This is a genomic window from Tolypothrix campylonemoides VB511288_2 (assembly GCF_045999855.1).
GTDB lineage: Bacteria > Cyanobacteriota > Cyanobacteriia > Cyanobacteriales > Nostocaceae > Scytonema > Scytonema bouteillei_A.
The window spans coordinates 59,190-86,159 of sequence record NZ_JBFPMW010000013.1; the positions used below are offsets into that span (position 1 = coordinate 59,190).

Consider the following 26,970-nt stretch of genomic DNA (forward strand, 5'->3'; position numbering starts at 1 on the left):
GATTCCCAGCAGGGTTCCAAAAATAACATCCAAATCAGGGGAAACTTCAAGGCAAACACGTTGAAAGTTAATCGACAGAAATCCGCTGTCCTTTGAAGAAGAAAGTTCCTACAAACCTGTCTGGAACAGCACTACCATCTAATGTATTCGCTTTGATGTTGTAGAAGTTCAGCTCAAAAAGCCCTTCAATCTTGTCGCCATCAATTTTGACGTTTTTGTATTCTAGAAGACCTTGGCGGTTAGTTTCTTCAGTTCTGGATCTTTCTGGATCGGATCGCAAAACCCAGTTGACTGCCTTACCAGCAATTTCATTCTTGTCAACACATTTCCACCTACCTTGAGCATTGGTAAAGGGATTGAACAAACCGCCTCCATCTACACGAGAGTCAATGTTGAACAGATTACCATCATCAGCCAAGGTAAAGACTGCACGAGAAGCAAAATTGCCGTTTGCATCTGTCACTGTTGTTACGTATGTACCAGTAACTGCGCCCCGACAACTCAAATCATTTGTCACTTTAGCGTTTGCCTGTTGTGAAATCAGAGCTTCAGGAATGCAGAAAGCTAACAAAGCACATATGGTAAATAATAAAAATGCCAAAGCCCTACGAGTTTTCATTGCAAAATCCTTTAAAGTAATGTGAATAAAAGGGAACAGGGAATGGAGAACAGCAGGGTGGACAGTACCCCCATCTCCTACAAAGCTACGGTGGTGTACACAAGTTTTATCAAGAAAGGCAGAGGGCAGCTTTGCTGGAGGCAGAAGGGAATACTGGCTCCGCCCTCAGAGAGTGAGCGAATGTTCAAGGGTCTAAAACCCCACCGTCACTTGCGGTGCGCCCCATTGGTTGAGGTTTGAATCCACGGGCGTAAGTGTACATAGCTGCCCTCTGCCCGATAGCATTGCTGCCTTCTTCAAAAAGTGCATTAAAAGCGGTCTCGATCCCCCCTAACCCCCCTTAAAAAAGGGGGGAATTGGAATCAACTTTCCCTGTTATCCGGGTGTTTCATCTCTTTTCTAGAGATCTGTACACCACCGTAGCTCCCAATACTGCAAGGGCTGAGAAGATTGTCGCTACAGACAAGCACCTTTGTGCAGGGGTTGCAGGGGGTGCAGGGGAGGAAAAAACGGCTTAACCGACAAGTATTGCCGCAGCTCCTATAAAGAGAGAGATGAGCGACATTATCATCAGAATCTGAAGCCCCTATCCTATAAACAGAGGGGTTTGGGGTGAGTTCTGTTTTGACGTCATCGAACTCACGTTAATCAATGAGTGCAGATCTAATGTGTTAATGATTGTTCGACACAATTTTTATACCAAAAGTATGGTTTTTTATACCTAACTACAGGAAAGGTATTTATGTATGTGTGTAACTTAGCACTTATCATACACAGAAATTTAATATTCTGTCAAGCTAATTTAAGTAATAGTTTTGTTACTTTCCAAACATTTATATAGTTGATTATACGTTAATCCTCGTGCTCTTCTAACAGAGAGATTTTCCGCGTACTTTTGGGACTTTGCTAAAAAGTCAGTGGTTAGCCAACAACTAACCACTAACTACTATCTAATGATTATCTTCATAACGCTCGTAGGCGGCAACAATTTCCTGAACAAGAGGATGGCGCACCACATCTTTTTGGGAGAATTTGCAAAAAGCAATGCCTTTGACATGTTCTAAAATACGTGTTGCCAGTGTTAAGCCTGATTGTTGGTTGGGCGGAAGATCCGTTTGTGTAATATCGCCTGTCACAACCATACGAGAATTGAAACCCAAACGAGTCAAAACCATTTTCATTTGAGATGGTGTTGTGTTTTGGGCTTCATCCACTATGACAAAAGCGTTGTTGAGTGTACGCCCCCGCATATAAGCCAGGGGAGCAACTTCAATTACGCCTCTTTCCATTAAAGATGGGACTTTTTCTGGATCGATAAATTCATTGATAGCGTCGTAAAGCGGGCGCAAATAGGGATTGACTTTTTGCTGTAAATCCCCAGGTAAAAAACCAAGTCTTTCACCTGCTTCTACAGCAGGACGAGTTAAGATAAGTTTTTCAAATTGATTGGCAAGGAGTGCTTGTACGGCAACAACAACTGCTAGAAATGTTTTACCAGTGCCTGCAGGACCCGTGCAAAAGATGAGATCGTTCTTGCTGAGTGCATGAACATACTGCCGTTGTCGCAAAGTTTTAGCTCGTACTTCTTCGCCTTTGCGCGTCCTAGCAATGACATGTCGCTGTAAGTCTAGTAGTTCATCCTCTCGATGCGTATTGAGGGCATCACAGGCTGTTGATATATCCGTACTGGTAATATTATTGCCATGGCTCCAAAGGTCTTCAAGCGATCGCACTAATCGACTGGCTAAGTCAATTTGCTTTTCTGTTCCGGAAATATAAAGTTCTTGCCCCCGCAGTACTAAAGTTGCACCTGTTTGTCGGGCAAGTACTTTGAGATTATTTTCTCCTTCGCCAGCCAGTGCGATCGCACTTGGTATATTCGGTAGTTGAATTGTTAAGTTATTAGTCATTAGTCATCAATAGAGAGAAAGTAGAGACACGAACAGTCGCTTCTCTACTTCGTTGAGGTTTGAATAAAAACAGCTTTCAAACCTTAGCTTTGACAATATCAGTTCTCGATCGCTCTGTAATACCCAGTAACTAGTACAGTTCGGCGTAAATAAAGCAACCATTAGTGACAGAGAAAAAGCTTACAGTTAAAGCTTTTTTGCCTTCTGCCTTCTGTCATCGTACTTCTGCCTTCGTGTACTAGTCTACCGATAACCAGCGAATGAGCACTGGTCATCGGTCACCGAATCGCCGGTCATCGGTCGCTGACTTAGTAGCGACCACCTTTACGTGCAACTTCTGCTTTGCGCTTTCGGCGCAAGCTGGGTTTTTCGTATCTTTCACGACGCTTGACTTCGGATAAGATCCCGGCTTTTTGAATTTTCTTTTTAAAACGCCTTAATGCTGAGTCAATGGACTCATTTTCACCCAAACGGACTTCAGCCACTCCCTAGTTTCACCTCCTTAGAGAGATTATCAGACCCTTGTAGAACCCCCACCTACGGTAAGCAGTATTGCGCTTACTCCCGTGATGGAAGATAATTACCTTCTCAATTCAAGAGAAGAATTTTTACAGCAATACGTGTTTTGCATTTATAACGCAAATACGGAGAATTCGTCATGCGATGAAAGATAAAGAATGAAGAATAAAGGATGAATTTGGTTACTTTCACTTCATAATTCATAATTCATACTTCATAATTCATACTTCATAATTCATACTTTTCTTGACTTCCTCGTGCTTTACCTTAAACCTATCGGAAGCGGGTTTTTACAATAGGTCTGGGTCCGTTTCCGCGTCTTTCTCTGGGTTTTGGCGGTGGCAATCGCTCTTCACTTTCATCTTCAAAAGATAAACCCTCTCGTCCACCAGCAGTACTGCCGTAGATATCAAGGTAGACTGATTGTCCAGCTGCTTGAGCGGCTGCGGCAATCACCGTGCGAATTGCTTGAATATTTCGTCCGCCCCGACCAAACACTTTTCCTTTATCTGTGCCATCAAAGGCAATGCGAATCCAAGCACGTTTGTGCGTTTGAGTCAGTTCACAATCGACGCTTAAAGATTCGGGAGAATCCAAAAATGGTTGCATGAGAAACCGTACCAGTCCAACGTAGTCTGGACTGGTCGCTGGGGATTTCTGTGCAATGTTGTTATGATGTAGCTTTTGCACTGACCTGTTCAAAGACATTGGCTTTTTGCAGGATGCGACGCACTGTATCTGTTGGTTGAGCGCCTTGTTGTAGCCGCTTGACGATGCCGGGAACGTCCAATTTTACTTCATCTGTTCTGGGGTTATAGAATCCCAGTTCTTCTAGGGGACGACCATCGCGGCGAGCGAGGCTTTGAATTGCGATTATGCGGTAACTCGCTTCCCGCTTTTTACCGTATCGCTTCAAGCGCAGTTTAATCATGGTTTAGAAATCGTTCTCCTGTTTCTAGCAATCATTTTGTAGTTTATTCCTAGGCAAGCGGTATTGTACAGACCTCACTATAGGCGCAAGGGTCTCCCAAAGATAGGGTGCTGAACGTTTCTTGCTAAAAAGCTAATCTTATCACAAAATGAGGGCTAATGGTTAATAGCTAATGGCTAATAGCTAATAGCCATCAGCCATCAGCCATTAGCTAAAGTGTCCCAAACCCTTTCTTTTTTTTGTCCTTTTTAGGTTTCTTTTTGGGGCTGGCTCCACCAGTGTAACCGCGCCAACCTGGAGCGGCTGGGCGGTTACTGGCTGCATAGGGATCGCCCATACCACCTCCACCAAACATTCCTGGCATTCCTCCTGGGAAACGCCCTTGTCCCATCTGCTGCATGAGATTACGCATTTTTTGGAAGTCACCAACCAACTTGCTCACATCGGTCTCTTTATAACCAGAACCTTTGGCAATGCGCTTGCGACGGCTGGGGGAACTGGCTAACAAATCGGGATCGCGACGCTCTTCGGCTGTCATAGAATTGATCATCGCTTCGCAACGCTTGAGTTGGGTTTCTCCTTGACGAAGTTGGTCGTCAGAAATCTTGTTCATTCCCGGTATCAGTTTGAGAAGACCGCCCAGAGAACCCATATTCTTCAGCAGGCGCATCTGCTTGAGAAAGTCGGTAAAATCAAACTTTGCTGACAGGATTTTCTCCTGCATCTTCTCAGCATCGGCTAGGTCAATTTCTTCTTGTGCTTTTTCTACTAAGGTAAGGACATCGCCCATACCTAAAATGCGCGAAGCCATGCGATCGGGATAGAACGGTTGGAGCGCTTCAACTTTTTCCCCAACACCTACAAACTTAATTGGCGAACCGGAAATTTGCCGTACAGAAAGTGCTGCCCCACCACGGCTATCACCATCCATCTTGGTTAAAATTGCACCAGTAATACCTATTTGTTGGTGGAATGTACGGGTAAGATTTGCTGCTTCTTGTCCGGTCATGGCATCCACAACCAACAGCGTTTCATGGGGCCGAACAACCTCTTTAATTCGGGCTAATTCCGCCATCATGTCTTCATCTATTTGCAATCGACCCGCAGTATCAATAATAACTGTATCAACACCTTCTGCTTTAGCGCGTTCTACACCCTGTCGCGCAATTTCTACTGGATTGGCATCGATTCCCATCTCAAAGACAGGGACTTCAATTTGTTTGCCTAATGTGACTAACTGGTCAATAGCCGCCGGACGGTAGATATCTGTTGCTACCATCAAACAACTGCGCTCCAATTTACGTAAATGTAACGCTAGCTTGGCAGTGGCAGTCGTTTTACCAGTACCCTGCAACCCAGCCATCAGCACAATTGTTGGAGCGCGATCGGCTTGTGCGAGCGGTACGTTTTCTTCTCCCATCACTTTTACTAGCTCATCATGAACTATTTTGATGAACTGTTGATCGGGTCGTACCCCAGCAATGACCTCAGCCCCCTGCGCTTTGGTTTCAACTTCGGTAATAAAATCTTTAACTACCTGGAGATTGACATCTGCTTCCAACAGGGCGCGACGTACTTCCTTTAAAGCCTCTTGGATGTTAGATTGGGAGATTTTGTCCTGACCCCGGACTTTCTTCCAGGCAGCTTCTAAACGGTCAGCTAGTGCTTCAAACATAATTCAGTGAGTTTCCAGGTAGTTATCCAGCAAAGTTTAAACGCAATATATATTCAGCTTAGTTGTTTTTTACTGAGACTGTAGCAATACGAGCATATATAGAAAGGAATTTTAGAAAGCTTTTTCTTGTAAAGTAATATTTTATACTTAAAACTGAGTTTTCATCGGCTTCGACAAATAAAATGAATTTTTAGCAAAAAAATAAAAATATATGACAAAATTCCATGAATCAAGTTGCCGCCTACTCGTATTAAGTCTTAAAATAATCGAGTAGCTTAAGTAGGAGTAAAAATATATTTAATTACTACTGCTAAAAAAAGCTCTATTTAAAGTGTTTGCTGAAAAATTCAAATCAAAACTATAGTTATACTTAATTGTAGTAAGATCGGGGATAGTGTTGTATCTACCAATTTGGTAAATTCGGCTGATTTAGGAAGATTAAAAAAAGCTTTGCAATTACTCAGGTGTCATTTATAATTTCAGGTTGCTGATAAATCTTACTGAATCTACAGGAAACAAGTTGATTCTATTATTTGGCATAAAAGTGCGGTTTTTGAACCGACACAAAATTAATTAAAGACTGCTAAAAGAACCAAAACTATGTTCTGGGATCTCTAGCTAATTTTTTCTATAAATTTAAGAAAGGTGAGGAAAGAAGTAAGCATGGCTAATACCGATCGAGAACAGGCTAGTTCAGACCAAGAAGCTAAAGCTGGAGCGAGCGTGTTAATCAAGCAATTGATTTTATTCGGTTTTGTCTCTACAGTCATGCTAATAATTACACAAGGACATCCATCAATATTAGTTGTTAGTTTATATTTATGCTTGTGTGCTTTATTCTTTATAAAAAGCACACAAAAGAAATTTATCCAAGGCTTGCAAGAGGGTTTGACAGTATTCCAAGCTCAAGATTCAGGTAACAAAGAGAGTACAGAACAAGAACAGGACAGTCACCTTAATTCTCTTCAAGAAATTATGGCGTTAACATCTCAAAGTCAAGACGCTACTCCTGTTAATTTAATCCTTGCGAGCTTAAATAATGCTCAATTACCCGGTATCGACCTTGGTTGTGCTTATCTAAGTGGATCTAGCCTCAATTATGCCGATCTCAGTAACGCCAACTTGTGTAATAGCAATCTCAGTGATGCTCAATTAATTGGTGCAAATCTCAGTGGTGCTCACCTTCAGAAAGCAAACCTCAGCAGTGTTCGGCTAGTTAATGCCAATCTCAGCAATGCTAACTTAAAGGAAGCCAATCTCAGTAACGCCAACCTCAGCAATGCTAACTTAAAGGCAGCCAATCTCAGTAACGCCAACCTCAGCAATGCTGACTTAAAGGCAGCCAATCTCAGTAACGCTAATCTCACGGGTGTCTACTTTTGGAGCGGAAATCTCAGCAATGCCAAACTGTTAGGCGTCAATCTTAGTGGTGCTTATATGAGCAGTACCAAACTTAGGGGTGCAAACCTTCAAAGCGCAATTCTTCGGGATACCAATCTTAGTGAAGCCAAGCTCAAGGACGCTATCCTTGTTGGTTCTGATTTAAGGAACTCTAACCTCAGTAGTGCAAATTTGAAGAACGCTGACTTGAGGAACGCCAATTTAGAGGAGGCAAATTTAGAAGGGGCGAATTTAGAAGGGGCTGACCTTAGGGGAGCCAATTTACTCGGTGCCAAACTCAGTTGTATCAAAGTCGATCGCTCAACACAGCTAGAATCAGAATGGCGTCTTCTGTGGGGACTTGAGGTGCAAGAAAGCGATCGCAAGATGGACTTGAGCAGGAACAGTTCTCAAGGTAGTGAACTACATACACCGCCTGCAAGCAGCTCGGTGTAGTCTTCTGACATCCTCATTAACGTTAGCGTTTTATTGTTGGACACAGGACTGTTCCCAACACGCTTTAAGTTAATAGGGCCTGTTTTGACTTCATTGAATTCCTGAAAAAAGTTATCGATCGCCGAGCGGTGTATTATTTGCCAGAATAAAGAACAGAGTTTTGAATTCAAAATGACCCTAAAGCAAAAAACAAGAGTAGGTACTATTTCATCCTGCGATTGGCCGCTCGCGCAACTACCCGGACTGAGCCAAGAAGAACAATCTCAACTGGAGAATTGCGGTATTACGACTACAGCCGCATTGATTAAACATGGAAAAAATCCAGCAACTAAATTAGCGCTAGCAAACAAATTACAAATTCACGTTCAGTACATTCATAAATGGGTAGCTTTAGCCGATTTAGCCCGCATCCCCAGTGTGGGAACACAATATTGCGGGTTATTACTCCATGCTGGTGTAATCTCCGCAACACAGTTAGCAGCTATTCCCGTTCACAAACTACACAAACAAATCTTACGCCTTGTAGTTGCAACAATGCAAAGTCGGGATTTATGCCCTTCTGTCGAGCAAGTTCAACAGTGGAGCTATCAAGCAAAAGTACTAATTGCTAATTGCTAATTGGACTATTAGCCATTAGCTATTAGCCATTAGCCATTAGCCATTAGCAAATTTAATCTTTTATTAACACTCCATTGAGAAAAATATCTGCTAGTCCTTCTGCCATTTCCTGCATTTCTTTTGGAGAAGCATCAGGTTCCATCAAAGTATTGTTGGAAAAGCCCGCAACGGCAAACATCCCTAAGAAAACTTTAGCAACGAGGTTGGCATCCATTTTCCGATAAACTCCTTTATCCATAGCCGTTTGAAAAAACGCCTCTGCAACGTCTGTCATTTTTGTAATGACTTCTAGCTGAATGCGATCGCGCAAATCGGGATGAAATTGTGCCTCCATAAAACAAACCCGCATGAGATCGGCATTCTTCTGCATATTCCACATCCGACGGCGCATAACTTGAGCAACGGCTTTATAACTGCCCATTTCACTTAATTCTGTCAGCAAGTCCGTTAGAATTTCTACCCATCCTTGAGTCGCTACCTCAACTAAAATCGCCTTTTTATTGGAAAAATGACGGAACAGAGTACCTTCTGCAACACCAGCTGCTTGTGCTAGATCGCGGGTGGTCGTACCATCAAATCCTTGAGAGGCAAACAAACGTCTAGCCGCCTTGAGAATGCGATCGCGTGTTTGCGCTTCTGAGGGTGGGGGAGAATTAAAAACTCGCATAGCAGTTATAGTGATATATCCGGAACAGGATTTGTAGCATTATTGTCTAACGTGAAGTAGAACAACTGGAGAAAGCTTAATACAAGATTAAGAAGACTGTTGGCAAAGCCGTCTATATTTTGTTGTAATAGATCTTTGATTTTATTGTTGCTTATGAACAGGCTTAGTTGCTTATACCAAAGGGAAGTAAAAAAATATTTTGCCACAGTAATGGTGGTAGTACTTCTTTGGTGGGGTTTGCTACCTGGAGTTGCTGTCGCAAGAACACAAACCCCCAAAACCACTCAAACTTCGATTCAACCGTATTTAAATCGCGTTATTAAGCAGTTAACAGAGTTCCGCCTGAACAATGGTATGAAGTTCATTGTTCTAGAACGCCATCAAGCACCTGTTGTTTCCTTTTTAACTTATGCTGATGTAGGTGGAGTAGATGAACCTAATGGAAAAACAGGTGTAGCCCACTTTCTAGAACATTTGGCATTTAAAGGAACAACACTTATTGGTACGGAAAACTACAAAGTAGAAAAACCATTACTAGATAGCTTGGATCAAATAGCAGCACAAATCAAAACAGCAAAAGCTGCTGGAAAACAGGATGAAGCGGCTAGGTTACAAACTGAATTTGAGAAAGTAGAAGCTCAAGCTGCCAAGGTTGTAGAACAAAACGAACTCGGGCGAATTGTAGAACAAGCAGGCGGTGTAGGCTTAAACGCCAATACATCTACAGAAGCAACCCGTTATTTTTACAGTTTTCCTTCCAACAAATTAGAACTGTGGATGTCCCTCGAATCCGAAAGATTTCTCGACCCCGTTCTTCGGCGCGAGTTTTTTAAAGAAAAAGATGTCATCCTAGAAGAACGACGGCTGCGGGTGGAAAATTCCCCAATTGGAATGATGATTGAAAAGTTTGTTGATGCTGCTTTCAAAGTCCATCCTTACAGGCGTCCGGTTATTGGTTATGACGAAGATATCCGCAATTTGTCAACCGATGACGTGCAAAAGTTTTTTGACACACATTATGTCCCGAGTAACTTGACAATTGCTGTTGTTGGTGATGTCAATCCAACTGAAGTCAAAAGACTGGCAGAAATCTACTTTGGACGCTTTAAAGCAAAACCAAAATTTATTACCAAACTTCCAACAGAACCAAAGCAGACACAAACAAGAGAAGTAACTTTAGAATTCCCGTCGCAACCTTGGTACTTAGAAGGTTACCACCGTCCGGCAATCACTCATCCCGACCAAGCCGTATATGAGATTATAGGTAGTTTGCTAAGTGATGGGCGAACTTCACGGTTGTATAAGTCCTTGGTAGAAAAACAACGATTGGCACTAGCCGCACAGGGATTTAGCGGATTTCCAGGAGATAAATATCCTAATTTGATGTTATTTTATACTCTCACGGCTCCCGGTCATACGGTTGATGAAGTGGCAGTGGCTTTGCGAAAGGAAATAGATAGGTTGAAAACGGAACCTGTTTCAGCGACGGAGCTAGAGCGCGTGAAAACACAAGCTAGGGCAGGTTTATTGCGTACATTGGATTCTAATATGGGAATGGCGCAGCAGTTGTTGGAGTATGAAGTGAAAACTGGTTCTTGGCGGAATTTGTTTAAGCAATTAGACGCAATTGAAGCGGTAACAACTGCTGATATTCAGCGAGTGGCAAAAGCAACATTTTCACCAGAAAATCGTACTATTGGTAAGCTGTTGTCGAAACAAGGGTCAAAGGGATGAACCTAACTAGATGCGAGGGACGCTGAAAAGGAGTAGAAAAAAATGAAGAGGTACGTTCATAAAAGATTGAGGGTGAAAAGGTTGTTGAACTCGTTGCTGGTTTGTTTTGCCCTTGTTCCGTTGCTGTGTTTTGGAATGCTGAATCTTACAGAAGCGGCGACGGCAGCTAAGCACTATACAGAATTGCAATTTCCAAAGCTCCCTGAGGTAAAATTGCCAAAGTACGAACGGTATGTGCTGAATAACGGTATGGTCGTGTATTTGATGGAAAATCACGAATTGCCGTTGGTGAGTGGTTCGGCAATGATACGTACAGGCGATCGCTTTGAACCAGGAGATAAAGTTGGTTTGGCTCAGTTAACCGGTACAGTCATGCGTTCTGGGGGAACTTTGAAACATTCTCCAGATGAGCTCAACCAATTGTTAGAACAACGAGCAGCTTCCGTAGAAACGGGTATCGGTGAAGCTTCTGGGAGTGCTGGCTTTGAAGCACTGACGGAAGATGTAGATACGGTTTTTGGGTTGTTTGCGGAAGTTCTGCGGGAACCAGCATTTGCTCAAGACAAGTTAGACTTGGCAAAAACTCAAGTACGGGGTTCTATTTCCCGCCGCAATGACGATCCGGATGACATTGCCAATCGAGAATTTCAAAAATTGATCTACGGAAAAGAAAGCCCTTATGCTCGCACGGTAGAGTATGAGACGTTAAATAATATCTCGCGTGAGGATTTAGTTCAGTTTTACCAGCAATCTTTTTACCCGAATAATATCATTTTGGGGATTGTAGGGGATTTTGACTCGCAAAAAATGCGATCGCTCATTCAAGCAAAGCTAGGCGATTGGAAAGCTAACCCCAAAATCAGTAAACCCCAATTACCTCCCGTGTCCCAAGCAAAAAAAGGTGGTGTCTTTTTTGTCAACCAGCCCCAATTGACTCAGAGTAATATCTTGATCGGACACCTAGGAGGGCTTTTGAGCAATCCCGATTATCCAGCGTTGGATGTGTTAAACGGGGTGTTAACTGGGTTTGGCGGGCGCTTGTTTAATGAAGTGCGTTCCCGTCAGGGTTTAGCTTATTCGGTGTATGGTTCTTGGAGTCCCCGATACGATTACCCTGGAATGTTTATTGCAGGCGGACAAACCCGTTCTAATGCTACGGTACAATTTGTGAAAGCCGTTCAAGCACAAATCAAGCGTTTGCAAGTAGAACAGGTGACACCACAAGAATTGTCTTTTGCGAAAGAATCTACTCTTAATTCTTTTGTCTTCAATTTTGAAGACCCCGCTCAAACACTGTCACGCCTCATGCGATATGAGTATTACGGCTATCCGTCTGATTTCCTCTTCCGCTATCAAAAAGCGGTAGCTGCAACGACAGCTGCTGATGTTCTCCGAGTTGCGAAGCAGTATCTTAAGCCTGAAAATATGGTCACGTTAGTAGTAGGCAATCAAACAGCTATTAACCCACCTTTGACACAGCTATCAGCAGAGGTGACACCGATAGATGTTACTATTCCCGGTTCGCCAAGACCTCAAGCCGCTGTCAATTAGTCAATTAATAGTTAGATTTTCGGCAACTTTGATCCAAACTCACCTCGATCGAAAAATTTCATGCTTGGCATGAAAAAATCTTCATCTCCAGTCCCTCTCCCACTCGGAGAGGGACTTTTTAATTGTTACCCCATCTATAAATGGATGAAGGGAGTATTTTACAGAAATAAGTTTTACGAACAAAATATCCTGGATTTTTGTCTTAAAAGAATTAGCCAAGAGGATCGAAGCTTACAGTATAGATCGTTTCTATGAACCCCTAAAAAAAAGGAATAGCTGAGTCAATAGATGAATTAGCATTAGTAGATAAAAATAGTTATATTTCTATTCAATTTGCTAAAAAAACTTACAGCGCTTTGCATCTGAATCAAGTACACCCTTTCATCCCCCTTACCAAGCTAAGGTAGTGTACGAAGTCTTACAGAGTGCATTCATTGCGGTTTCGATCCCCCCTAACCCCCCTTAAAAAAGGGGGGAACTTCATTCCAATTCTCTCTTTTGACGATGTTTCATCTCTTTTCTAGAAATCTGTACACCATTGTAACCTTACTAGGGGGGAGACAGAGGGGGTAATTTTTGTACCTCACCAAGTTGAAATCCGCTGTATTTTAGAAAGAAATGCCAGATATTTTTGCCTGGATTTATGTCCAAAAATCTAATTTTTAAACCTTGAATTCACAATTGAAATCGCTCAATATATATACAACGGTTAAGCAACCAAGTGCTTAAGCAAAACAACAATACATCTTAGGGAAGTAATACATTATGTCTAGAATTACAATTTCAGACTTGACAGTAAACTCTGAATCTTTTATTAATGAAGTAGCAGAAGCAGAAACTACTTGTGTGAATGGTGGTTTTGATGCACTCACTTCTTTTGTATTGGGCTACGGTGGCTTTGTAGTAGAAATAGCTAAAATCCTGCAAAATACTTTCTTAAAAGGAACAGGCATTTTAGCTATTTACCAGTTGGTTAAATAATTCAAATTACCAACAATCGGGAATGTTATACTACTTTGTCTTTTTGCTAATTCATGTCTTAAAAATAGCAATTGTATATACAAATAGTATAACTGACCTTTTGATTAAATGAAGAAAGAAGGAAGAAGTTTGGTTTTAGGTTGGGGATTCTAGCTCCAACCTAAAACAAACAACTTATAGGCTTGGGATTTTGAATCCATACAGTCAGCTCTTGTGAAAAAATGCACGTCATTCTTCTTCCTATAAATTTCTTCAACAATATAAAGTACCCCCTGACCGCTACGAGATTACAAATTTTCTTTTCTTCTTTCTTCATCTCCTTGACTTCGACTACAGTTCATTTCAATAGGTAATCTTCTAGTGGAACAGGAGTAGTACAGAGATTTAATCATTCATTTAACAACAATAATGGCTAAAATTACAATTTCTGATTTATCCAGTGCTAATGACCGGGTTTTATCTGGTTCTGATACTTTTCTAAACGATCTTTCTGAAAACGAGTGTGTAGCTGTATTTGGTGGTAATGCTTTTCAGATATTTGCTACCACATTATTAAAAGCATTTGCAGCTTACTTGATTTACCTCATCGTTACAAATCAGTCCTCAAAATAAAGAAGTAAAATTTAAAACCCCGGTTTCTTATAAAAGAAACCGGGTTTTTGAACGAGCGTATCTGAAGCTGATGGAATAATCAAATAGTTTCCTTTCCGTTAAAAAATTACCATAAAGCGTAAGGTTCACTACCTATTTTACAAAAATCGGTATTTTTAGAGGGAGAGGTAAATCAAGCAAAGTGAGACAATGGTGCGTTCAGCTTCTGCTAACGCACCATAGTAAATACATATTGAATTTTATAAACTACTTTTAAGCAAGTTTTAAAAGTTCTGGGACGGTTTGAGAATAAGAAGAATCTGGTTCAAACTGCGTGACAATTTCTATTTCCGCAATTTGTTCCTTTAACCATGCAGAAAACAAATCAGTCATAATCTTAAAATGCAGTTGCTGATTTAATTCCGGTTGAATAATTTCCTCAACACTCAAGAGATGAACACCTTGAGAAGTTACTATGGGTTTGAGTAATTGTGGGGGATTTGCAGCAAAGACAAGAGCAGCGATTTCCGCTGGAAAGTTAGTACGATATCGTACACCGCGATATCCACCAGCACGACGTAGTTCGGGATTTTTGATATATTTACGGGCTACTTCTTGGAAACTGATTTCGCGCTCTATAAGAGCATAAAAAAGCTCACAGGCTACATCTTCATCGTCTAAGACAACTTCATAGGTAACAGCAGCCAAGTAATCCAGTTGATGTTCGTAAAAGAAGGGTTCAACTTTGTCTGCAAATAAATGGTTAGCTAATTGTGCAGACAACAGATTTGTTTCTGCTAATTGTTCAAATTCCTCTAAAGTAAGATGATGTTTTTGCAGCCACGCCCAGGTATCTTCTGCTTTCAGCAAATTGTTGGCTAATCGCAAGCTATCTGCTGCTTGTTGTAGTGAGGTTATATCGACTTGAATACCTGCTTCTCGAGCAGAATTCATAATAATTTTACGAGCGGCGATCGCTTCTATTAATCCTGGCATTTGATAGGAAACTTTCAACTGAAAAAGGATATCATTAAGGGAGATATTCAAACAACTTAACATGATTCAATTCCTCCAAAAAATTAACGCTGTTAGTGGTTGGTTGCCAGTTTTTATGTTCAAATACCCACTAACCACTAACAATTAACAACTCACCAATCGCTAAAGTTCTAACCCGCCTTTTTGTAGCTTCTTAAATGGATCTAAGATGAAATCAATAACTCGACGTTGTCGAGTAATGACTTCTGCTGTTGCTGTCTGACCGGGGGTTAAAGGAATGCGTTTATTGCCAGTTTGGATATCAAACGAATCTAGAGTAATATCCAATTCAAAAGTTTCCATTTTGCCTTGATTTGTATCCTGAAGTTTGGAGTCTGGTGAAATTCTACTGACACGTCCGGAGACGACTCCATAATCTTGAAAAGGATACGCGTCAAACTTGATTTTCACTTTATTACCCACTTTCAAGAAACCAGTATTTTGGCTGGGTATAGAGGCTCTAAGTACAAAAGGAGATTCTTTTGGGGCTATTTGGGCTATCATCTGACCTGGTTGCACTACGGCTCCTGGCTTCTCAATAGGTAATTCAAAAATGACTCCATCTACAGGAGATTTAACAATTCGCTGCTCTAACTGAAGCTTTAAGGATGTTATCTGGCTGTTTGTTTGAGCAATCTCAGAACGCAAGCTAGTTATTTGTGTTTGCAAATCTTTGAGTTGTTCCTGATTTTTCAACAAAGCCAATTTGCCAGTATGAAGCACACTTTTATAACTACTTTGTTGTTCGACAAGTCTCAGTTTTGCTTGTTCAATGTCTGCTTGTGCTTGACGCATAATCGTCTGATAGCGGTTTTGCTCCTCAGCCAGACGCAACCGAGCTTGTTTAATATCCGATTGAGTTTGCTCGTGCAACCTTTGGCTTTCTTCTGCGGCTTTTTCCAGTTCCACGATTTTGATTTCGGCAATTGCGCCCTTTTGTAACAGCTTTTGATAGCGTTGGACTTCTTTTAAATCGCGATTCCAGCGAATTGTGGCTAAGTTATGGACAGTCTGGGTAGAAATTAGGTTTTGCTTTGCTTGGTCAACCAAAGCAAGTTTCTCCAATTTTAGTAAGTTATAAGTGCTTTGTTTTGCATCCAGGTTTTGCTTTGCTTGATTAAGTTGAGCAATCTTTTCTAATTCTTGAGATTGGTTTTGTTGTTGTTGGACACTAATAGCCAGTAAGAGTTGATTTTTGAGTAAATTTTGTTGCGCCAACCGATTTTTTTGTCCTTCGAGCTTTGCACGTGTCTGCTGCAAATCAGTTTTTAAGACATCTGACTCCAGTTCTACTAAAACTTGTCCCGCTTTTACCAATTCTCCTTCTTTAACTTTAACCGCAGTGACACTTCCACTGACTTGAGTATCCAATCTTTGTGCTGCGCCGAGTGGTTCGATACGTCCTCTAGCACTTCCCGTCTCATCGACTTTTGAAAACATCGCCCAAGGTAAAGCGATCGCACTAAAAACCACAAGCATATACAGCAAAGAGCGCGTCCAACGTTTTGGTAAAGCATCTAAGAGTTCCTCAGTACCGTAAAACCAATCGCTAGAATGCTCTTTTACAGGACGAGCTTCCTTAACTGAATTTAGGGCTGTGTCAGTTATTTGTCGCTCCTCAGAGGGAGAGAATGTTGATGATGAATTATTAGATAGATTAGCCATATGAAGGGGATAGAGAATGAGGAAGTGACCGTAGGTTGGGGAGCCACTCGCGTGTGGAGAGCAGTGCGTTGCGGGGGTTCCCCCCGTTGAAGCAACTGCGGAGGGTTCCCCCCGTTGAGCGATGTGGCGTTTGAGGAACGAAACCCAACAAAACCGATCGGTGACCAGTGACAAATGACTCAACCTGCTTGAGTGAGTTGTTTTTGATTGAGGTAGTAATAATGTCCTTTTTTCGCGACTAATTCATCATGAGTACCGCTTTCGATCAAAATCCCCTGGTCTAACACCAAAATCAAGTCAGCATCGCGTATGGTAGAGAGGCGATGAGCAATAATCAAGCTAGTACGTCCTTTGAGAATAGTCTTCAAGTTGTTCTGAATGATACGTTCTGATTCTGCATCTAGGTGACTGGTGGCTTCATCAAAAATTAGGAACTGGGGATTACCTAACAATGCACGAGCGATCGCTAAACGCTGACGTTGACCGCCAGAAAGCATTCCGCCACCTTCACCAATTTGAGTTTCGTAGCCAAGTGGTAGTTGTCGAATAAATTCATCTGCGCCTGCTAAACGCGCCGCCTCAACAATTTCTTCTAGAGTGGCTTCTGGGTGAGCAATGCTGATGTTTTCTCGAATCGTACCGCCAAATAAGAAAGTCTCTTGGTCAACAACACCCATTTGAGAACGCAGCGATTTGAGAGAAATATTAGCTACATCGTGACCATCTATCGAGACTTTACCTGTAGTGGGAGGATATAATCCCAAGATTAATTTAGAAAGCGTAGTTTTACCAGAACCGCTACGCCCCACAACCGCTACAGTTTGATTGGGCTGGATTTCAAAGTTAATGTTTTCCAGTATGTTTGTGTCGCTTTCTGGATGGTAGCGAAATGTGACATTCTCGAAGCGAATGTGACCGCAAAGTCTTGGTAAGGACTGGCGGGGTGATAAAAGTAAATCTTCTTCTGGTTCTGCATCGAGAACATCATTAATCCGCTCGGTGGCTACAACAATTTCTTGCAATTGATTCCACAGAACTGTTAGACGCTGAAAAGGATGAATGACATTACCCAACAGCATATTGAAAGCAACAAGTTGCCCGATGGATAGTTGGTTTTGAATCACTAACCATGCTCCAAACCACAGTAATCCTGTCGTTGCCAAAGATTCGATGGTAGAACTGAAAATTTGTAGTTGGTTTGCAACGACTTGAGCGCCAAACATTTTTTTGATCAACTGATTTAGGAGTTCTTCCCAACGCCAGCGAACTGTTTGCTCAATTGCCATTGACCGGATAGAACGAATTCCCGTCAGAGATTGAATCAAATAACTGTTCTCTTCGCTTAAAGCATTAAACACCTCACGGTTGATACGGCGGAGTAAAGGCGTGGTTATCAGAGCTAATAGGAAAAAGGGTGGTATAACCAATAGCACTAGCAATGCCATTTGCCAGCTATACCAAAACATCAATCCTATATAAACAACTACTGTAAGCAAATCAAGAATTATGGACAGTGCTTCTCCCGTAAGAAAGCGCTGAATTTTTTGATTCTCCTGAACGCGAGAAATAATATCACCAACGTAACGAGACTCAAAAAAGGCTAAGGGTAAGCGGAAGGTATGTTTGATAAACCCCACCAACAAAGAGACTCCTACTCGATTTGCCGTGTGATCCAGCAAATATTGTCGTAGTCCGTTCATCGCAACGCGGAACAAACCAAAAATCACCAAGCCCAGACCAATAGCAGTTAAGGTAATGGTGCTACCTTGGATAATCACTCGGTCTAATAACAACTGTGTAAATAAAGGTGTGACCAGCCCAAAAACCTGAATAAACACAGAAGCCAAGAAGACTTCTACTAGAACAGTCGTATGTGGTTTGACTAACTCGAATAACTGCCAAAACGGCGTACTCGCTTCTTGGCTTTCTTTGAGTCGTGCTGTAGGTTGCAATAACAATGCATAACCCGTCCAACCCCTTTTGAACTCTGCATGGCTCAGCTTCCGTTGAGCAACAGCAGGATCGCCAACAATCACATATTTGGAAGTAATTTCATACACGACAATGTAATGTTTGCCTTCCCAATGCACGATCGCGGGTAGGGGTTGTTCTGCTAATTTATCGAAACTAGCTTTTACAGGACGGGTAGAAAAACCAATGCTTTCTGCTGCTGCTGCTAATGCACGCAAAGAGGCTCCACTACGGTTAACATTGGCTAATTCTCGCAATCGATTGACACTCAGGCGCTTTCCCCAATAGCGAGCAATCATCACCAAGCAGGCTACACCACAGTCTGCAAGGCTTTGTTGTTCAAAGAACGGATAGCGCCGCGTCAGTCGTCCCCATATTTGCCCTACTCTGACTTTGGGATTGGGAAAGTAAACACGCGATCTTTTTTGTTTTGGTTGTGCTATGGTCTGCGAGGGAAATGGAATGACTTTCCTTCGCTCTGTTATTGGAACAGAAGTGTAGTCATGGCTTTTTCGCTCGTCAATCTTTAAGCCAGAAGTCATGGATACATCTTGATATGATGTGTCCGCCTCTTGTTGGTAAGAATTTAGAAGTCGCTCCCAACTTTCTGCGCGAGCCAACAAGTGAGCTTGGATATTGGGATATTTACTTATTAAAATTTGCAAGATTTGTTTGTTTAGATAGCAAAGCTTCAAGTTATATGAAGCTCTAGCAGCATAGGGGCTGAAATTCTCGTTTGGAAAAAGAGTCACTTCACCAAATGATGCTCCGACTTCGAGGGTGGAAATTAAATTACCAGAACTATCTAGCAGTCTTACTTTTCCAGTAAGGACTATATAAATTCCAGTATGAGTATTTGTTGAGTGCCAAAACTGCTTTGCTGCTGGTGGTTCTACGATCTCTACCATTGTCTGGTATGAAGCAAGTTCTTGTTCTGGAAGTTTCTCACCTAAGATACTGATAAGTTGTTGACCGAGTTGTTGTAAAGAAAACTCTGATAACATATTGGTTAATGGTTAATTGTTAATGGTTAATTGTGAGTGGTCAGCGGTTAGTTGTTATTTGTTAACTACTAACGACTTACGACTATCTACTAACCACTGACTAGTACAGGTTGGCGTAAATAAAGCAACCATTAGTAACAAGCAAAAAGCTGTCAATCAAAACTTTGGCACCTTCTGCCACGCTCTTACGCGTATCTCAGGAGCACAGACGCTATGTGCAAGCACACGCTCCACGATGCGAAGCTATGCCCGCAGGGCTATACGCCAGTCGCTTACGGCGGGAAACCCGCCTGCAGCACTGGTCTCACCGCCTGTAGGACTGGACTCACCACTTGCTGAAGCCTGTGGAACCCGTCCACTGTAGTGGCTCCTCTGACGAGCGGACTTCTGCCTTCGTGTACTAGTTATGCTGAATTAAATTGAATGACCAATGGAAACTTGGCTCAACGTTGGATTGCAAGTCATCGATCGCGATCGCTGCATCCTTAGGCTGGTTTCTGACTGCTTTGTTAGAAGAGCTTTTTTGTTTTTTGGAAAGTCCCATTTTTTTCAGCAAGCGATTGATATGGCGATCGCTAATTTCAATGCCCAATTCTTGAGCTAGATGTTTGCTTAACCATTGAGCAGTCCACGTATCAAATCCATATCCATACTCGCGAGGGCTATATCTCACCAATTCTTTTAATCTTTCAATGTATTGGTCATTAACTGTCTTGGGTCTGCCTTTCGGTTGTTCTTGCCATTTATGTGCTAGCCCCGCTTTTGCCACAGTGCTCCAGTAACGCGCCATTTCTTTTGAACAACCTAATATCTCGCAGATTTGAGTTTGCGATTTCCCCTGGTCTGCCATTAACATAATTTCCAGCCTTCGACGGTATTCTGGCTGTAAATTTGTTTGTAAATTCTTAATTAGAATTTTGCGCTGAAAAGGTGTTAAAAATTTATAGCACACCTGACCATCTATTGCAATCTTCTTGTCTACATTCTTCATGTTTTACTAATGGTTTTCTTCCATTGTTGGGAATAATTTCACTTGGGAATATTCCTAAAAACATCAATATAGCAATCCTAAATTATTTATCAACAATTTTAGGTACTGTATGGTATGCAATGCCCACATCGTATTTTTTAGTAGGCAATGCCATTCAACTTGTTTTTTATAAATCAAATAGGATTGCTGTATATAAGAATAACTACAGCAAATTATTAGCTATGTGAAAACGTAGTGTACCAAGTCTTTATGGTTCCAAAGCCTACCCTTAAGTACCAAAATTGTGGCTCTTGTTTGCAACCTTAAAGAATTGGTTTGAATACGCAAACTCTGATGAAATTTGAAATCCCTGAAAGATAATTTCAATGACGAAGCAACATTTCTTGAGTCTGTGTATCAAACTACTGTTCACTAATAGTAAAACTTCTTAGTACTTAGTCAAGGGTTTCTGCCTTTAAAAAAACAATCTTCATCAAATCTTTAAATTCTCTTTATATTAAGTTTAAAATAAAAATTATATAAAAAAAATGTGGTTGTATAAAAATTTTCTCTTCTTAAAAAAGGGCTACGGTGGTGTACGCATCTTTAGAGAGCCCCCAAAACCCCCCAATTTATCGGAGGACTTGAAGAAATTTCCCCCCTTTTTAAGGGGGGCTAGGGGGGGATCGAAACTGTCAGAAGGCATTTTAGGAGACTTTTGTGTACGCCGTAGTTAAAAAAGGGAGGTTTAGGATTGCGTAAAATAACGCTAAAACCTCGGTATATCGGCTAGGTATTATAGACTTGTGTATACACTGTAGGGAACGCCTCTGTTGGAGATTCTGTACAGGTAAAGAAAATTAAGGATGGCTGATTCCTATTGAGATAACGTGAAAAGACGATTTTCTCCTTGTATAAGGAACTGAGAATCCTAATTTTCCCCCTTTCCAAGGGTAGGGCTGTTTCATTCTTCGTAGATAAAACTTGAAAACCTCAAAGCATCGTTTCCAGTTTGTGAACTATCCCAGGTAAAGAACGGACAAATAAGAGTTTGAGGTTTTTTCTTTGGAAAATGAAACAGCCCTAGGGGACTAAGGGGGGTAGATTCGACGCTACAACCTCAATATTTCAGAAATTTGTATTAAATTGATGAGTTTATAAAAATTTGATAAAAAAACTTTTGTGTAAATTTGACAATATATTATGGAAAGTTTACACGAGACATAGTTTGAGAACAGTAGTATAGTTACGTAAGTAAAAATTGACCTCCCAGGGGTACATAGTATTTACCACAGTCTTTTAGCCATAAAGACTGATACAAGCATTCTTTGTTTGAAGAAAAATTGTTTGGCAATAGGTTCGGAGTGAGCTAGGTATTTTCCTGGCTTACAGGTTGAGATTGCCAAGTTTTGCATCCATTCAAAATTACATACAGATGAGAACTATAAACCCACACTTACAAAGAGCAAAGCACTTTTTGCTGTTTGCGACTCCTGCGATCGCAGGTTCTGTATTAGCCGTATCACCTAGTTATGCTGCTACCTTTGCAACGTCTCAAGGCGAATCACTCTATATCAACTTCAGTCAAAAACCCTTTTTGACTGATAGTGTAGCTGACACTGACACACTGGCTGTTTCAAAGCAAGGTTTGGTAAATGCTTTTGCTGACGCGCAAGCAGGGTTTCTGACGGAACCATCCTTCGCATCTACTTCATCTTTAAGTACAGCCTTAGGTGAAACGAGAAATTACTTGGGATTGGCAAAAAGTGAAACTATAGTTCGCGGCTTCTTCAATGTAGAGGCAAATACACCCTTTCGTTTTGATTTTACAGCTAATTTAGATCTAGAAACATCAATAGACAATCCTCCTGGAGAAAATGCAAGAGCAGCTGGAGATATATTTTTAGCCTTAGTTGACACAGAGCGAGAGCGTGTTTTAGATTTCTTTAGCCTTGTGGGAAATTTAAATACTCTTGGAGACGACGATTTCCTTGCACTGGATAAAAGTGAAAATATTACCTTCCTTGAGCCAGAAAGTGAATATAACTATAGCTTTGGAGGCAACAATGAATTTATTACGGCGTCTGTTAAAGGTTCTTTAAACCGAGAGATAACTCAAGACACAGTTTTAGCACTAGTGGAAATTAGGAGAAATCAGGCTAAAGTGCAAGCACCTGAACCTTCAAGTATCCTTGCTTTACTTGCGCCAAGTGCAGTTGTTAGCTTAGTATTAAAGGGTAAACGCAAAGGAAAATCTTTAGAATCCTCTTCAGAGTCAAAAGTGTCTGCAGAGGTTTAACGTCAGCACCCCGCACTCAAGAGATGAGGCTTCGTGCCTCAGCATTTTAATGAAAGTCAGTGCGATCGCAAAGTTTGTTTATGAGTCCAAAAACTTCAGCAATCGCATTGACAATACATTCAAATAGCGACTCTGAAAATTTGCGAGATGCACCCGTCTCAAGTCTGATTTTAGTTAAGCGCATTTATCCAGGAATATCGATTCCTACTGCAAGAACAACACCTCCCGCTCTAGCCCTAGGACCATTATCGGTGGAATAATTTTTCCCAATAACAAAATTGATATCTCCGTTAGCAGATCCGGAAACAGAAGTCACAGCACTAGCATCTTGTGAATCCACTGCAGATGCTTGAGCATAACCAATACCGATAGCCAGAGAACCATTATTACCCAACGGTAGAGCAAAGGATTTAGTTACAGCCTTAGTTTGGGTATAGTCACCAGAAGCTGTAGCATTCGTGCTAACTGTAGCTCCAGCACTTCCTAAAATTGCATCATCTTCAGAAAGAATATCTAAATGACTTAAATCAGAGATAATCATAGCTAGAAATACTTTTCCTAAATTCTCGATCTTGGCATTTTTATTATTACATATTTATTATAATTATTTTGTATTTCTTTTATAAGAAATTACTTAAAATAGTAATTCATAATAACTTTAATTTCAATAAAATTTAGAATTGTTTAAATTAAAAAAATTAGTAAATTTATTTCGCTATAACGAGGATATTTGAAAAGTGTTTAGTTACCATTTTTATACATTATTACCCCCCTTAGTCCCCTCTAGGAAAGGGGGGAAATAAGAAAAACTTAGTTCCCTCCCTTTTGCAAGCTCTGGGTTAGGGTGGTGTAAAAAATATTTAATCCATCAATCATGACTTTTCAAGCATCCTCATTATGGCAAAGTCAAAGTGAGCACTTTAAATGTGCTAAAACTTTATTGACCTCATCCTCTAATCCCATCTTCCCTGGGGAAATAGAGAATAAAACCCATGCATTTGGGAAGGAAAGATTTCATATTGATGGTAAAGTTTTCATCACGAATACTTCGACTCTTTAAGATTTTTAGAATCTTTATAAATCTGTTCTATTTTATCTAAAGCTTGCTTGGCTTTAAAAACTTCTTTTAAATGGCTTAATTGCCTGTTCCAAGCTGAACGAGGAAGCAGAGGAGTTTTTTCTAATTCATCAAAAGATGAATCAACGTCGGTGTTTTTTTCTTGAATTTTGAGAATTTCTATATTTTCCATCACGAGCTATTGCTCCATCAATGAGTAAGAAATTTCGGGTTTGTTCTGCCAACTTTCAGACCACTGAATATTATCAGCACAAAAGTTTAATGGATCGTTTTCTGGTAGAGGAGTACTTATAGGCTCCACAATTAGCTCAAATTCACCATTATCAAAGGGTAGTCCTTGTGCTTTCACTTTAGGAATAACACGCTCTCTCAAACCTCGTTCTTGATAAACAAGAGCGCGATGATGACAGTAAGGATTATTACCTCTGCGATCGAAGAAAACATGAGCCGTCCAACTGCAACCTCCACGGCAAAGTTCTGCATATTCGCAGGTTTTACAGAAACCCCATAGATGTTTTGTGCCTTCAGGCGTTCCTGCTCCCAGATTTAAACGCAGTTGTGCTGAATTTTCAATAATGTCATGCAAAGAATGCTCTCGAATATTACCACCTGTGTAGGCGGTAGTAGGTAATGAGGGACAACCTTTGATTGCTCCGTCGGCTTCAATTCCCAGAGTGGAAAGCCCTGCACCACAACCTTGCCAAAATGAGAATTCATGCTCGTTTCCCCGTCCCCGTAACAGCCGTTCGTAAGGACCATAGTAACCAATATTATTTCCGGCTTGGAGTTGAACTCCTTCCTGGTAGGCGCGACGGGCGACACGAGCTAGCATGGGGTAGATATCCAGTAGTTCATGGGGTTGAAGGAGTATGTCCGCATTATCGGCTGCATTACCCATGGGGACGGTGAGTTGAATTTGCCATGCACGAGCACCAGCATCACGAATGCATTCATAGATACAAGGAAACTCAGGCGCTGACAAGCGGTTTATTTGGGTGTTGCAACCGAAGGAAATACCAACTTCTCGTAAATGGCGCATGGTTTGAAAAGCATATTTCCAAGAACCTTTCCTTCCTCGCAGGCGATCGTGAGTTTCTTCTAAGCCGTCAATGGAAACGGAAACAGTGCGAATTCCCGCTGCCTTCATTTTACGTGCAGTTTCTAATGAAATCCCATAACCGCCAGTAGTCATACCACATAACATACCTGCCTCGTTAATAGCTTTGGCAATTTCCAACCAATCTGGACGCAAAAATGCCTCACCACCGATGAGAGTAACTTCTTTAATCCCAACTTCTGCCATTTGTTTGACAAGATCTAAAGCTTCTTCTGTTGAAAGTTCTTTAGAGCGAGTATTTCCAGCACGGGAACCACAATGGCTACAAGCTAAATTGCACTTTAAAGTAATTTCCCAGACTGCATAACTTTTGCGATGATATGCCATAATAATTATTTGTTATTTATCGTTTGTCATTTGTCATTTGTCGTTTGTAATTTAAAGATAAGTCACCAGTGACCAGTAACTAATGACCACTGACCAATGACAAATGACAACCCTAATAAGTCAGCTTAGGGCTATTGTAGTTCTGATGGAGCAACGACTCCGTATAGCGCTTGTACGGGTGGATCGATAACTATGCCGTACATCGGTTGCGGGTCAATTGGCTTTGGTTTTATACATGGTTTTAGACATCCTTTCGGAGGCCAATATATAACGCCGTATAATGGTTGAATAACTCTATCATTGATGCTTGTAATACCACCAAAAGCTCCTACTAATTCCTCTTCGCTAAGTTCGTGAAACTCACCTAATTCTTTCAACTCTAATATTTGAATAGCGGCTGTTTCAAATTCTTGTTGAGAAAAGTTATAGCCACCATTTTCTAGAGCTTTTTTAACTTCTTCCGCTTTCCCGCTCATGAGTTGAGTTCGGAAGGCTTCGTCTTTAACTAGTTTGACAAGAAAGTCTTTGACTTTTTCAAAAATTTCTAGGGACATGATGATTCTTTCCTGGGAATGAGGTTTTACTCCAATGAAGATTGAAAATTAATGGAAGGATCTGTAGCAGGATTTGCTGCTTGACGTAATTGTTCGGATGAAGAATAGTTATCTGTCACAATTTGCGGACATCGCATACAAGCTGCTTTGCCTTCTTGCTGCCACCATCGACAATTTCGGCGGATAGAACAGGGTGGTAGTTCTTCTACTACCGCAGGCAATTTTTCGACAATCCGCATTGATAGACGACAGTCTTTGCCATCAAAATGCTGACAGCCTGATTCCGCGCAGGATGCTGCAGTTCGGAAAATCTCTGCGGGTGTAACCGATCCAGTAGCCTTTGCCATCAGTTCATCTGTAACGGGCAGGGGCTTTTTGAGATAGGCTATACGAGGTGCGATCGCTGTTCCAGCAACTATGCCAAAGACAACACCATTTACGGATTCGGGTCTAGCACTAGGACAAAGAGTTGTTTGCTTGGGAGTAATGTCTTCCATTAATTTAGCCTCCATTGAAAGAGCATCTTTAACACTTGAAGGCAAAAAATTAAGCAAGTTTATTGTAATCCTGTGCAATCAGTCCCACTATAAGCGGCGGACAAATTGGTTTAAACCCTGCTACTGTTGGTGGAGTCTTAGTGTTTATAGATTTTACATCTGTACTAATTGTCGCGCCACCAGTAACTTTTGTAGCTTCGTCATCAGATAAAGCTAAACAATCCTCTCCCTCTACTAATCCTCTTCGGATCGCCGCATTAGTAATGGCAAGATCGATTAGGTCATTAATTTCCATTTGATGGTTAGATATTTTGTTGTCTTCCATGTGTCTATCCTGGGTGATTCAATTAAGCCGAAATTGTGTTTTTAGCTTGGAGAAGCGAGAGTAATGGGTTTTACAGTAATCTGACTGATGGAGATCGCACTAGTACTGTTATCAGCAGAATAACCCTCAGCCTTGATTACAGTTTTTGTACCTTCAGCATCTCCAGAAACACTCACTGTAGCTGTAGCATCAATTAGATCGGAGCCTAGTGCTATAACAAAACCTTTACCTTTAGCTATAACACCATTTTTAAGTAACTCTTTAATAGAGATTGTGCCAGTTGCGCTAAGGATTTTTAACTTATCATAAGCTGTTTCTCCAACAACGAATAAGATTCCATTACTACCACCTATAATTGCAGCGTCTTCAAAAGTGGTTTCCAGATGACTTAAATCAGAAATAATCATAGTGAAAATGTAAGGTGTAAAACAAAGTTGATTGAAATATACTCAAGAGTTCAATTTGTGTCTGAACTCTTGAGTTTTTATTAACTGGC

Annotated in this window: 25 protein-coding genes; 7 read left to right on the plus strand and 18 right to left on the minus strand. The window is 41.1% G+C overall.

From position 1 onward, the window contains the following. Window positions 1-67: 67 nt before the first annotated feature. From AB0756_RS30545 to ffh, 6 genes are all read right to left on the minus strand, one after another. Complete coding sequence (locus AB0756_RS30545) at window positions 68-619, minus strand: hypothetical protein (RefSeq protein WP_050046779.1); 552 nt, start codon at window positions 617-619, stop codon at window positions 68-70. A 950-nt stretch (window positions 620-1,569) separates the two neighbouring features. Next, a complete protein-coding gene (locus AB0756_RS30550) occupies window positions 1,570-2,529 on the minus strand; it encodes a PhoH family protein (RefSeq protein WP_038090333.1) in 960 nt (319 codons plus the stop codon). Window positions 2,530-2,837: 308 nt separating this feature from the next. Next, window positions 2,838-3,014, minus strand: a complete 177-nt coding sequence (rpsU, locus tag AB0756_RS30555; protein WP_017748565.1) for a 30S ribosomal protein S21 — start codon at window positions 3,012-3,014, stop codon at window positions 2,838-2,840. 307 nt (window positions 3,015-3,321) lie between these two features. Next, on the minus strand, window positions 3,322-3,756 hold the full coding sequence (locus AB0756_RS30560; RefSeq protein WP_050046780.1) for a KH domain-containing protein: 435 nt from the start codon (window positions 3,754-3,756) through the stop codon (window positions 3,322-3,324). Further along, window positions 3,719-3,979 (minus strand): 30S ribosomal protein S16, encoded by a 261-nt coding sequence (gene rpsP / locus AB0756_RS30565; RefSeq protein ID WP_038090343.1) that lies wholly within the window; start codon window positions 3,977-3,979, stop codon window positions 3,719-3,721. Before rpsP ends, AB0756_RS30560 begins: the two co-directional genes overlap by 38 nt. A gap of 211 nt (window positions 3,980-4,190) precedes the next feature. Then, a complete protein-coding gene (gene ffh, locus AB0756_RS30570; protein ID WP_038090344.1) occupies window positions 4,191-5,654 on the minus strand; it encodes a signal recognition particle protein in 1,464 nt (487 codons plus the stop codon). Between the two features lie 663 nt (window positions 5,655-6,317). Here ffh and AB0756_RS30575 point away from each other — a divergent pair. Then, entirely contained in the window at window positions 6,318-7,490 is a 1,173-nt protein-coding gene (locus AB0756_RS30575; RefSeq protein ID WP_063779577.1) for a pentapeptide repeat-containing protein, read from the plus strand. Between the two features lie 171 nt (window positions 7,491-7,661). After that, complete coding sequence (locus tag AB0756_RS30580; protein ID WP_038090345.1) at window positions 7,662-8,108, plus strand: DUF4332 domain-containing protein; 447 nt, start codon at window positions 7,662-7,664, stop codon at window positions 8,106-8,108. A 52-nt stretch (window positions 8,109-8,160) separates the two neighbouring features. On the opposite strand, the gene AB0756_RS30585 is transcribed toward AB0756_RS30580, so the two are convergent. Next, window positions 8,161-8,775, minus strand: coding sequence for a TetR/AcrR family transcriptional regulator (locus AB0756_RS30585; RefSeq protein ID WP_038090347.1), 615 nt, complete (start codon window positions 8,773-8,775; stop codon window positions 8,161-8,163). 210 nt (window positions 8,776-8,985) lie between these two features. Here AB0756_RS30585 and AB0756_RS30590 point away from each other — a divergent pair, with 210 nt between their 5' ends. From AB0756_RS30590 to AB0756_RS30605, 4 genes are all read left to right on the plus strand, one after another. Beyond that, complete coding sequence (locus tag AB0756_RS30590) at window positions 8,986-10,509, plus strand: M16 family metallopeptidase (protein WP_408019975.1); 1,524 nt, start codon at window positions 8,986-8,988, stop codon at window positions 10,507-10,509. Window positions 10,510-10,644: 135 nt separating this feature from the next. After that, on the plus strand, window positions 10,645-12,060 hold the full coding sequence (locus AB0756_RS30595) for a M16 family metallopeptidase (protein WP_408019974.1): 1,416 nt from the start codon (window positions 10,645-10,647) through the stop codon (window positions 12,058-12,060). A 765-nt stretch (window positions 12,061-12,825) separates the two neighbouring features. Beyond that, entirely contained in the window at window positions 12,826-13,041 is a 216-nt protein-coding gene (locus AB0756_RS30600) for a hypothetical protein (RefSeq protein ID WP_038090351.1), read from the plus strand. Window positions 13,042-13,449: 408 nt separating this feature from the next. Further along, complete coding sequence (locus AB0756_RS30605) at window positions 13,450-13,653, plus strand: hypothetical protein (RefSeq protein WP_038090353.1); 204 nt, start codon at window positions 13,450-13,452, stop codon at window positions 13,651-13,653. Window positions 13,654-13,905: 252 nt separating this feature from the next. On the opposite strand, the gene AB0756_RS30610 is transcribed toward AB0756_RS30605, so the two are convergent. The 4 genes from AB0756_RS30610 to AB0756_RS30625 all read right to left on the minus strand — a co-directional run bounded on the left by AB0756_RS30610 (window position 13,906) and on the right by AB0756_RS30625 (window position 20,298). Then, window positions 13,906-14,691: a peptidylprolyl isomerase gene (locus tag AB0756_RS30610; protein ID WP_038090355.1), complete on the minus strand. Its 786-nt coding sequence runs from the start codon at window positions 14,689-14,691 to the stop codon at window positions 13,906-13,908. 99 nt (window positions 14,692-14,790) lie between these two features. After that, window positions 14,791-16,332, minus strand: coding sequence for an HlyD family efflux transporter periplasmic adaptor subunit (locus AB0756_RS30615; RefSeq protein ID WP_038090357.1), 1,542 nt, complete (start codon window positions 16,330-16,332; stop codon window positions 14,791-14,793). Between the two features lie 179 nt (window positions 16,333-16,511). Beyond that, the gene (locus AB0756_RS30620; protein ID WP_038090359.1) at window positions 16,512-19,307 is read right to left on the minus strand and encodes a peptidase domain-containing ABC transporter; all 2,796 of its coding nucleotides are present in this window, start codon (window positions 19,305-19,307) and stop codon (window positions 16,512-16,514) included. A 400-nt stretch (window positions 19,308-19,707) separates the two neighbouring features. Next, window positions 19,708-20,298, minus strand: coding sequence for a helix-turn-helix domain-containing protein (locus AB0756_RS30625; RefSeq protein WP_050046781.1), 591 nt, complete (start codon window positions 20,296-20,298; stop codon window positions 19,708-19,710). A 1,414-nt stretch (window positions 20,299-21,712) separates the two neighbouring features. Between AB0756_RS30625 and AB0756_RS30630 the strand changes: the two genes are divergently transcribed. Beyond that, a complete protein-coding gene (locus tag AB0756_RS30630) occupies window positions 21,713-22,576 on the plus strand; it encodes a hypothetical protein (protein WP_038090371.1) in 864 nt (287 codons plus the stop codon). A gap of 184 nt (window positions 22,577-22,760) precedes the next feature. On the opposite strand, the gene AB0756_RS30635 is transcribed toward AB0756_RS30630, so the two are convergent. The 7 genes from AB0756_RS30635 to AB0756_RS30665 all read right to left on the minus strand — a co-directional run bounded on the left by AB0756_RS30635 (window position 22,761) and on the right by AB0756_RS30665 (window position 26,881). Next, window positions 22,761-23,117 carry a hypothetical protein gene (locus AB0756_RS30635; RefSeq protein WP_038090373.1) on the minus strand — a complete coding sequence of 119 codons (357 nt, stop codon included), beginning with the start codon at window positions 23,115-23,117 and terminating at the stop codon, window positions 22,761-22,763. A 496-nt stretch (window positions 23,118-23,613) separates the two neighbouring features. Beyond that, on the minus strand, window positions 23,614-23,826 hold the full coding sequence (locus tag AB0756_RS30640) for a hypothetical protein (protein WP_237265958.1): 213 nt from the start codon (window positions 23,824-23,826) through the stop codon (window positions 23,614-23,616). Window positions 23,827-23,832: 6 nt separating this feature from the next. Next, on the minus strand, window positions 23,833-25,098 hold the full coding sequence (locus AB0756_RS30645; protein WP_038090379.1) for a nif11-class peptide radical SAM maturase 3: 1,266 nt from the start codon (window positions 25,096-25,098) through the stop codon (window positions 23,833-23,835). 131 nt (window positions 25,099-25,229) lie between these two features. Further along, window positions 25,230-25,652, minus strand: a complete 423-nt coding sequence (locus AB0756_RS30650; protein WP_038090381.1) for a Nif11-like leader peptide family RiPP precursor — start codon at window positions 25,650-25,652, stop codon at window positions 25,230-25,232. A gap of 26 nt (window positions 25,653-25,678) precedes the next feature. Beyond that, complete coding sequence (locus AB0756_RS30655) at window positions 25,679-26,149, minus strand: hypothetical protein (protein WP_038090488.1); 471 nt, start codon at window positions 26,147-26,149, stop codon at window positions 25,679-25,681. Between the two features lie 49 nt (window positions 26,150-26,198). After that, entirely contained in the window at window positions 26,199-26,474 is a 276-nt protein-coding gene (locus tag AB0756_RS30660) for a hypothetical protein (protein WP_038090383.1), read from the minus strand. A gap of 41 nt (window positions 26,475-26,515) precedes the next feature. Further along, entirely contained in the window at window positions 26,516-26,881 is a 366-nt protein-coding gene (locus AB0756_RS30665; protein ID WP_038090386.1) for a hypothetical protein, read from the minus strand. Window positions 26,882-26,970: the final 89 nt, after the last annotated feature.

Excerpts from the sequence above, each read along its gene's own strand:
- AB0756_RS30545 (WP_050046779.1), bottom strand. The coding sequence starts at position 619 with ATGAAAACTCGTAGGGCTTTGGCATTTTTATTATTTACCATATGTGCT.
- AB0756_RS30550 (WP_038090333.1), bottom strand. The coding sequence starts at position 2,529 with ATGACTAATAACTTAACAATTCAACTACCGAATATACCAAGTGCGATC.
- AB0756_RS30560 (WP_050046780.1), bottom strand. The coding sequence starts at position 3,756 with ATGTCTTTGAACAGGTCAGTGCAAAAGCTACATCATAACAACATTGCA.
- rpsP (WP_038090343.1), bottom strand. The coding sequence starts at position 3,979 with ATGATTAAACTGCGCTTGAAGCGATACGGTAAAAAGCGGGAAGCGAGT.
- ffh (WP_038090344.1), bottom strand. The coding sequence starts at position 5,654 with ATGTTTGAAGCACTAGCTGACCGTTTAGAAGCTGCCTGGAAGAAAGTC.
- AB0756_RS30575 (WP_063779577.1), top strand. The coding sequence starts at position 6,318 with ATGGCTAATACCGATCGAGAACAGGCTAGTTCAGACCAAGAAGCTAAA.
- AB0756_RS30580 (WP_038090345.1), top strand. The coding sequence starts at position 7,662 with ATGACCCTAAAGCAAAAAACAAGAGTAGGTACTATTTCATCCTGCGAT.
- AB0756_RS30585 (WP_038090347.1), bottom strand. The coding sequence starts at position 8,775 with ATGCGAGTTTTTAATTCTCCCCCACCCTCAGAAGCGCAAACACGCGAT.
- AB0756_RS30590 (WP_408019975.1), top strand. The coding sequence starts at position 8,986 with ATGGTGGTAGTACTTCTTTGGTGGGGTTTGCTACCTGGAGTTGCTGTC.
- AB0756_RS30595 (WP_408019974.1), top strand. The coding sequence starts at position 10,645 with ATGCTGAATCTTACAGAAGCGGCGACGGCAGCTAAGCACTATACAGAA.
- AB0756_RS30600 (WP_038090351.1), top strand. The coding sequence starts at position 12,826 with ATGTCTAGAATTACAATTTCAGACTTGACAGTAAACTCTGAATCTTTT.
- AB0756_RS30605 (WP_038090353.1), top strand. The coding sequence starts at position 13,450 with ATGGCTAAAATTACAATTTCTGATTTATCCAGTGCTAATGACCGGGTT.
- AB0756_RS30610 (WP_038090355.1), bottom strand. The coding sequence starts at position 14,691 with ATGTTAAGTTGTTTGAATATCTCCCTTAATGATATCCTTTTTCAGTTG.
- AB0756_RS30615 (WP_038090357.1), bottom strand. The coding sequence starts at position 16,332 with ATGGCTAATCTATCTAATAATTCATCATCAACATTCTCTCCCTCTGAG.
- AB0756_RS30620 (WP_038090359.1), bottom strand. The coding sequence starts at position 19,307 with ATGTTATCAGAGTTTTCTTTACAACAACTCGGTCAACAACTTATCAGT.
- AB0756_RS30625 (WP_050046781.1), bottom strand. The coding sequence starts at position 20,298 with ATGAAGAATGTAGACAAGAAGATTGCAATAGATGGTCAGGTGTGCTAT.
- AB0756_RS30630 (WP_038090371.1), top strand. The coding sequence starts at position 21,713 with ATGAGAACTATAAACCCACACTTACAAAGAGCAAAGCACTTTTTGCTG.
- AB0756_RS30635 (WP_038090373.1), bottom strand. The coding sequence starts at position 23,117 with ATGATTATCTCTGATTTAAGTCATTTAGATATTCTTTCTGAAGATGAT.
- AB0756_RS30640 (WP_237265958.1), bottom strand. The coding sequence starts at position 23,826 with ATGGAAAATATAGAAATTCTCAAAATTCAAGAAAAAAACACCGACGTT.
- AB0756_RS30645 (WP_038090379.1), bottom strand. The coding sequence starts at position 25,098 with ATGGCATATCATCGCAAAAGTTATGCAGTCTGGGAAATTACTTTAAAG.
- AB0756_RS30650 (WP_038090381.1), bottom strand. The coding sequence starts at position 25,652 with ATGTCCCTAGAAATTTTTGAAAAAGTCAAAGACTTTCTTGTCAAACTA.
- AB0756_RS30655 (WP_038090488.1), bottom strand. The coding sequence starts at position 26,149 with ATGGAAGACATTACTCCCAAGCAAACAACTCTTTGTCCTAGTGCTAGA.
- AB0756_RS30660 (WP_038090383.1), bottom strand. The coding sequence starts at position 26,474 with ATGGAAGACAACAAAATATCTAACCATCAAATGGAAATTAATGACCTA.
- AB0756_RS30665 (WP_038090386.1), bottom strand. The coding sequence starts at position 26,881 with ATGATTATTTCTGATTTAAGTCATCTGGAAACCACTTTTGAAGACGCT.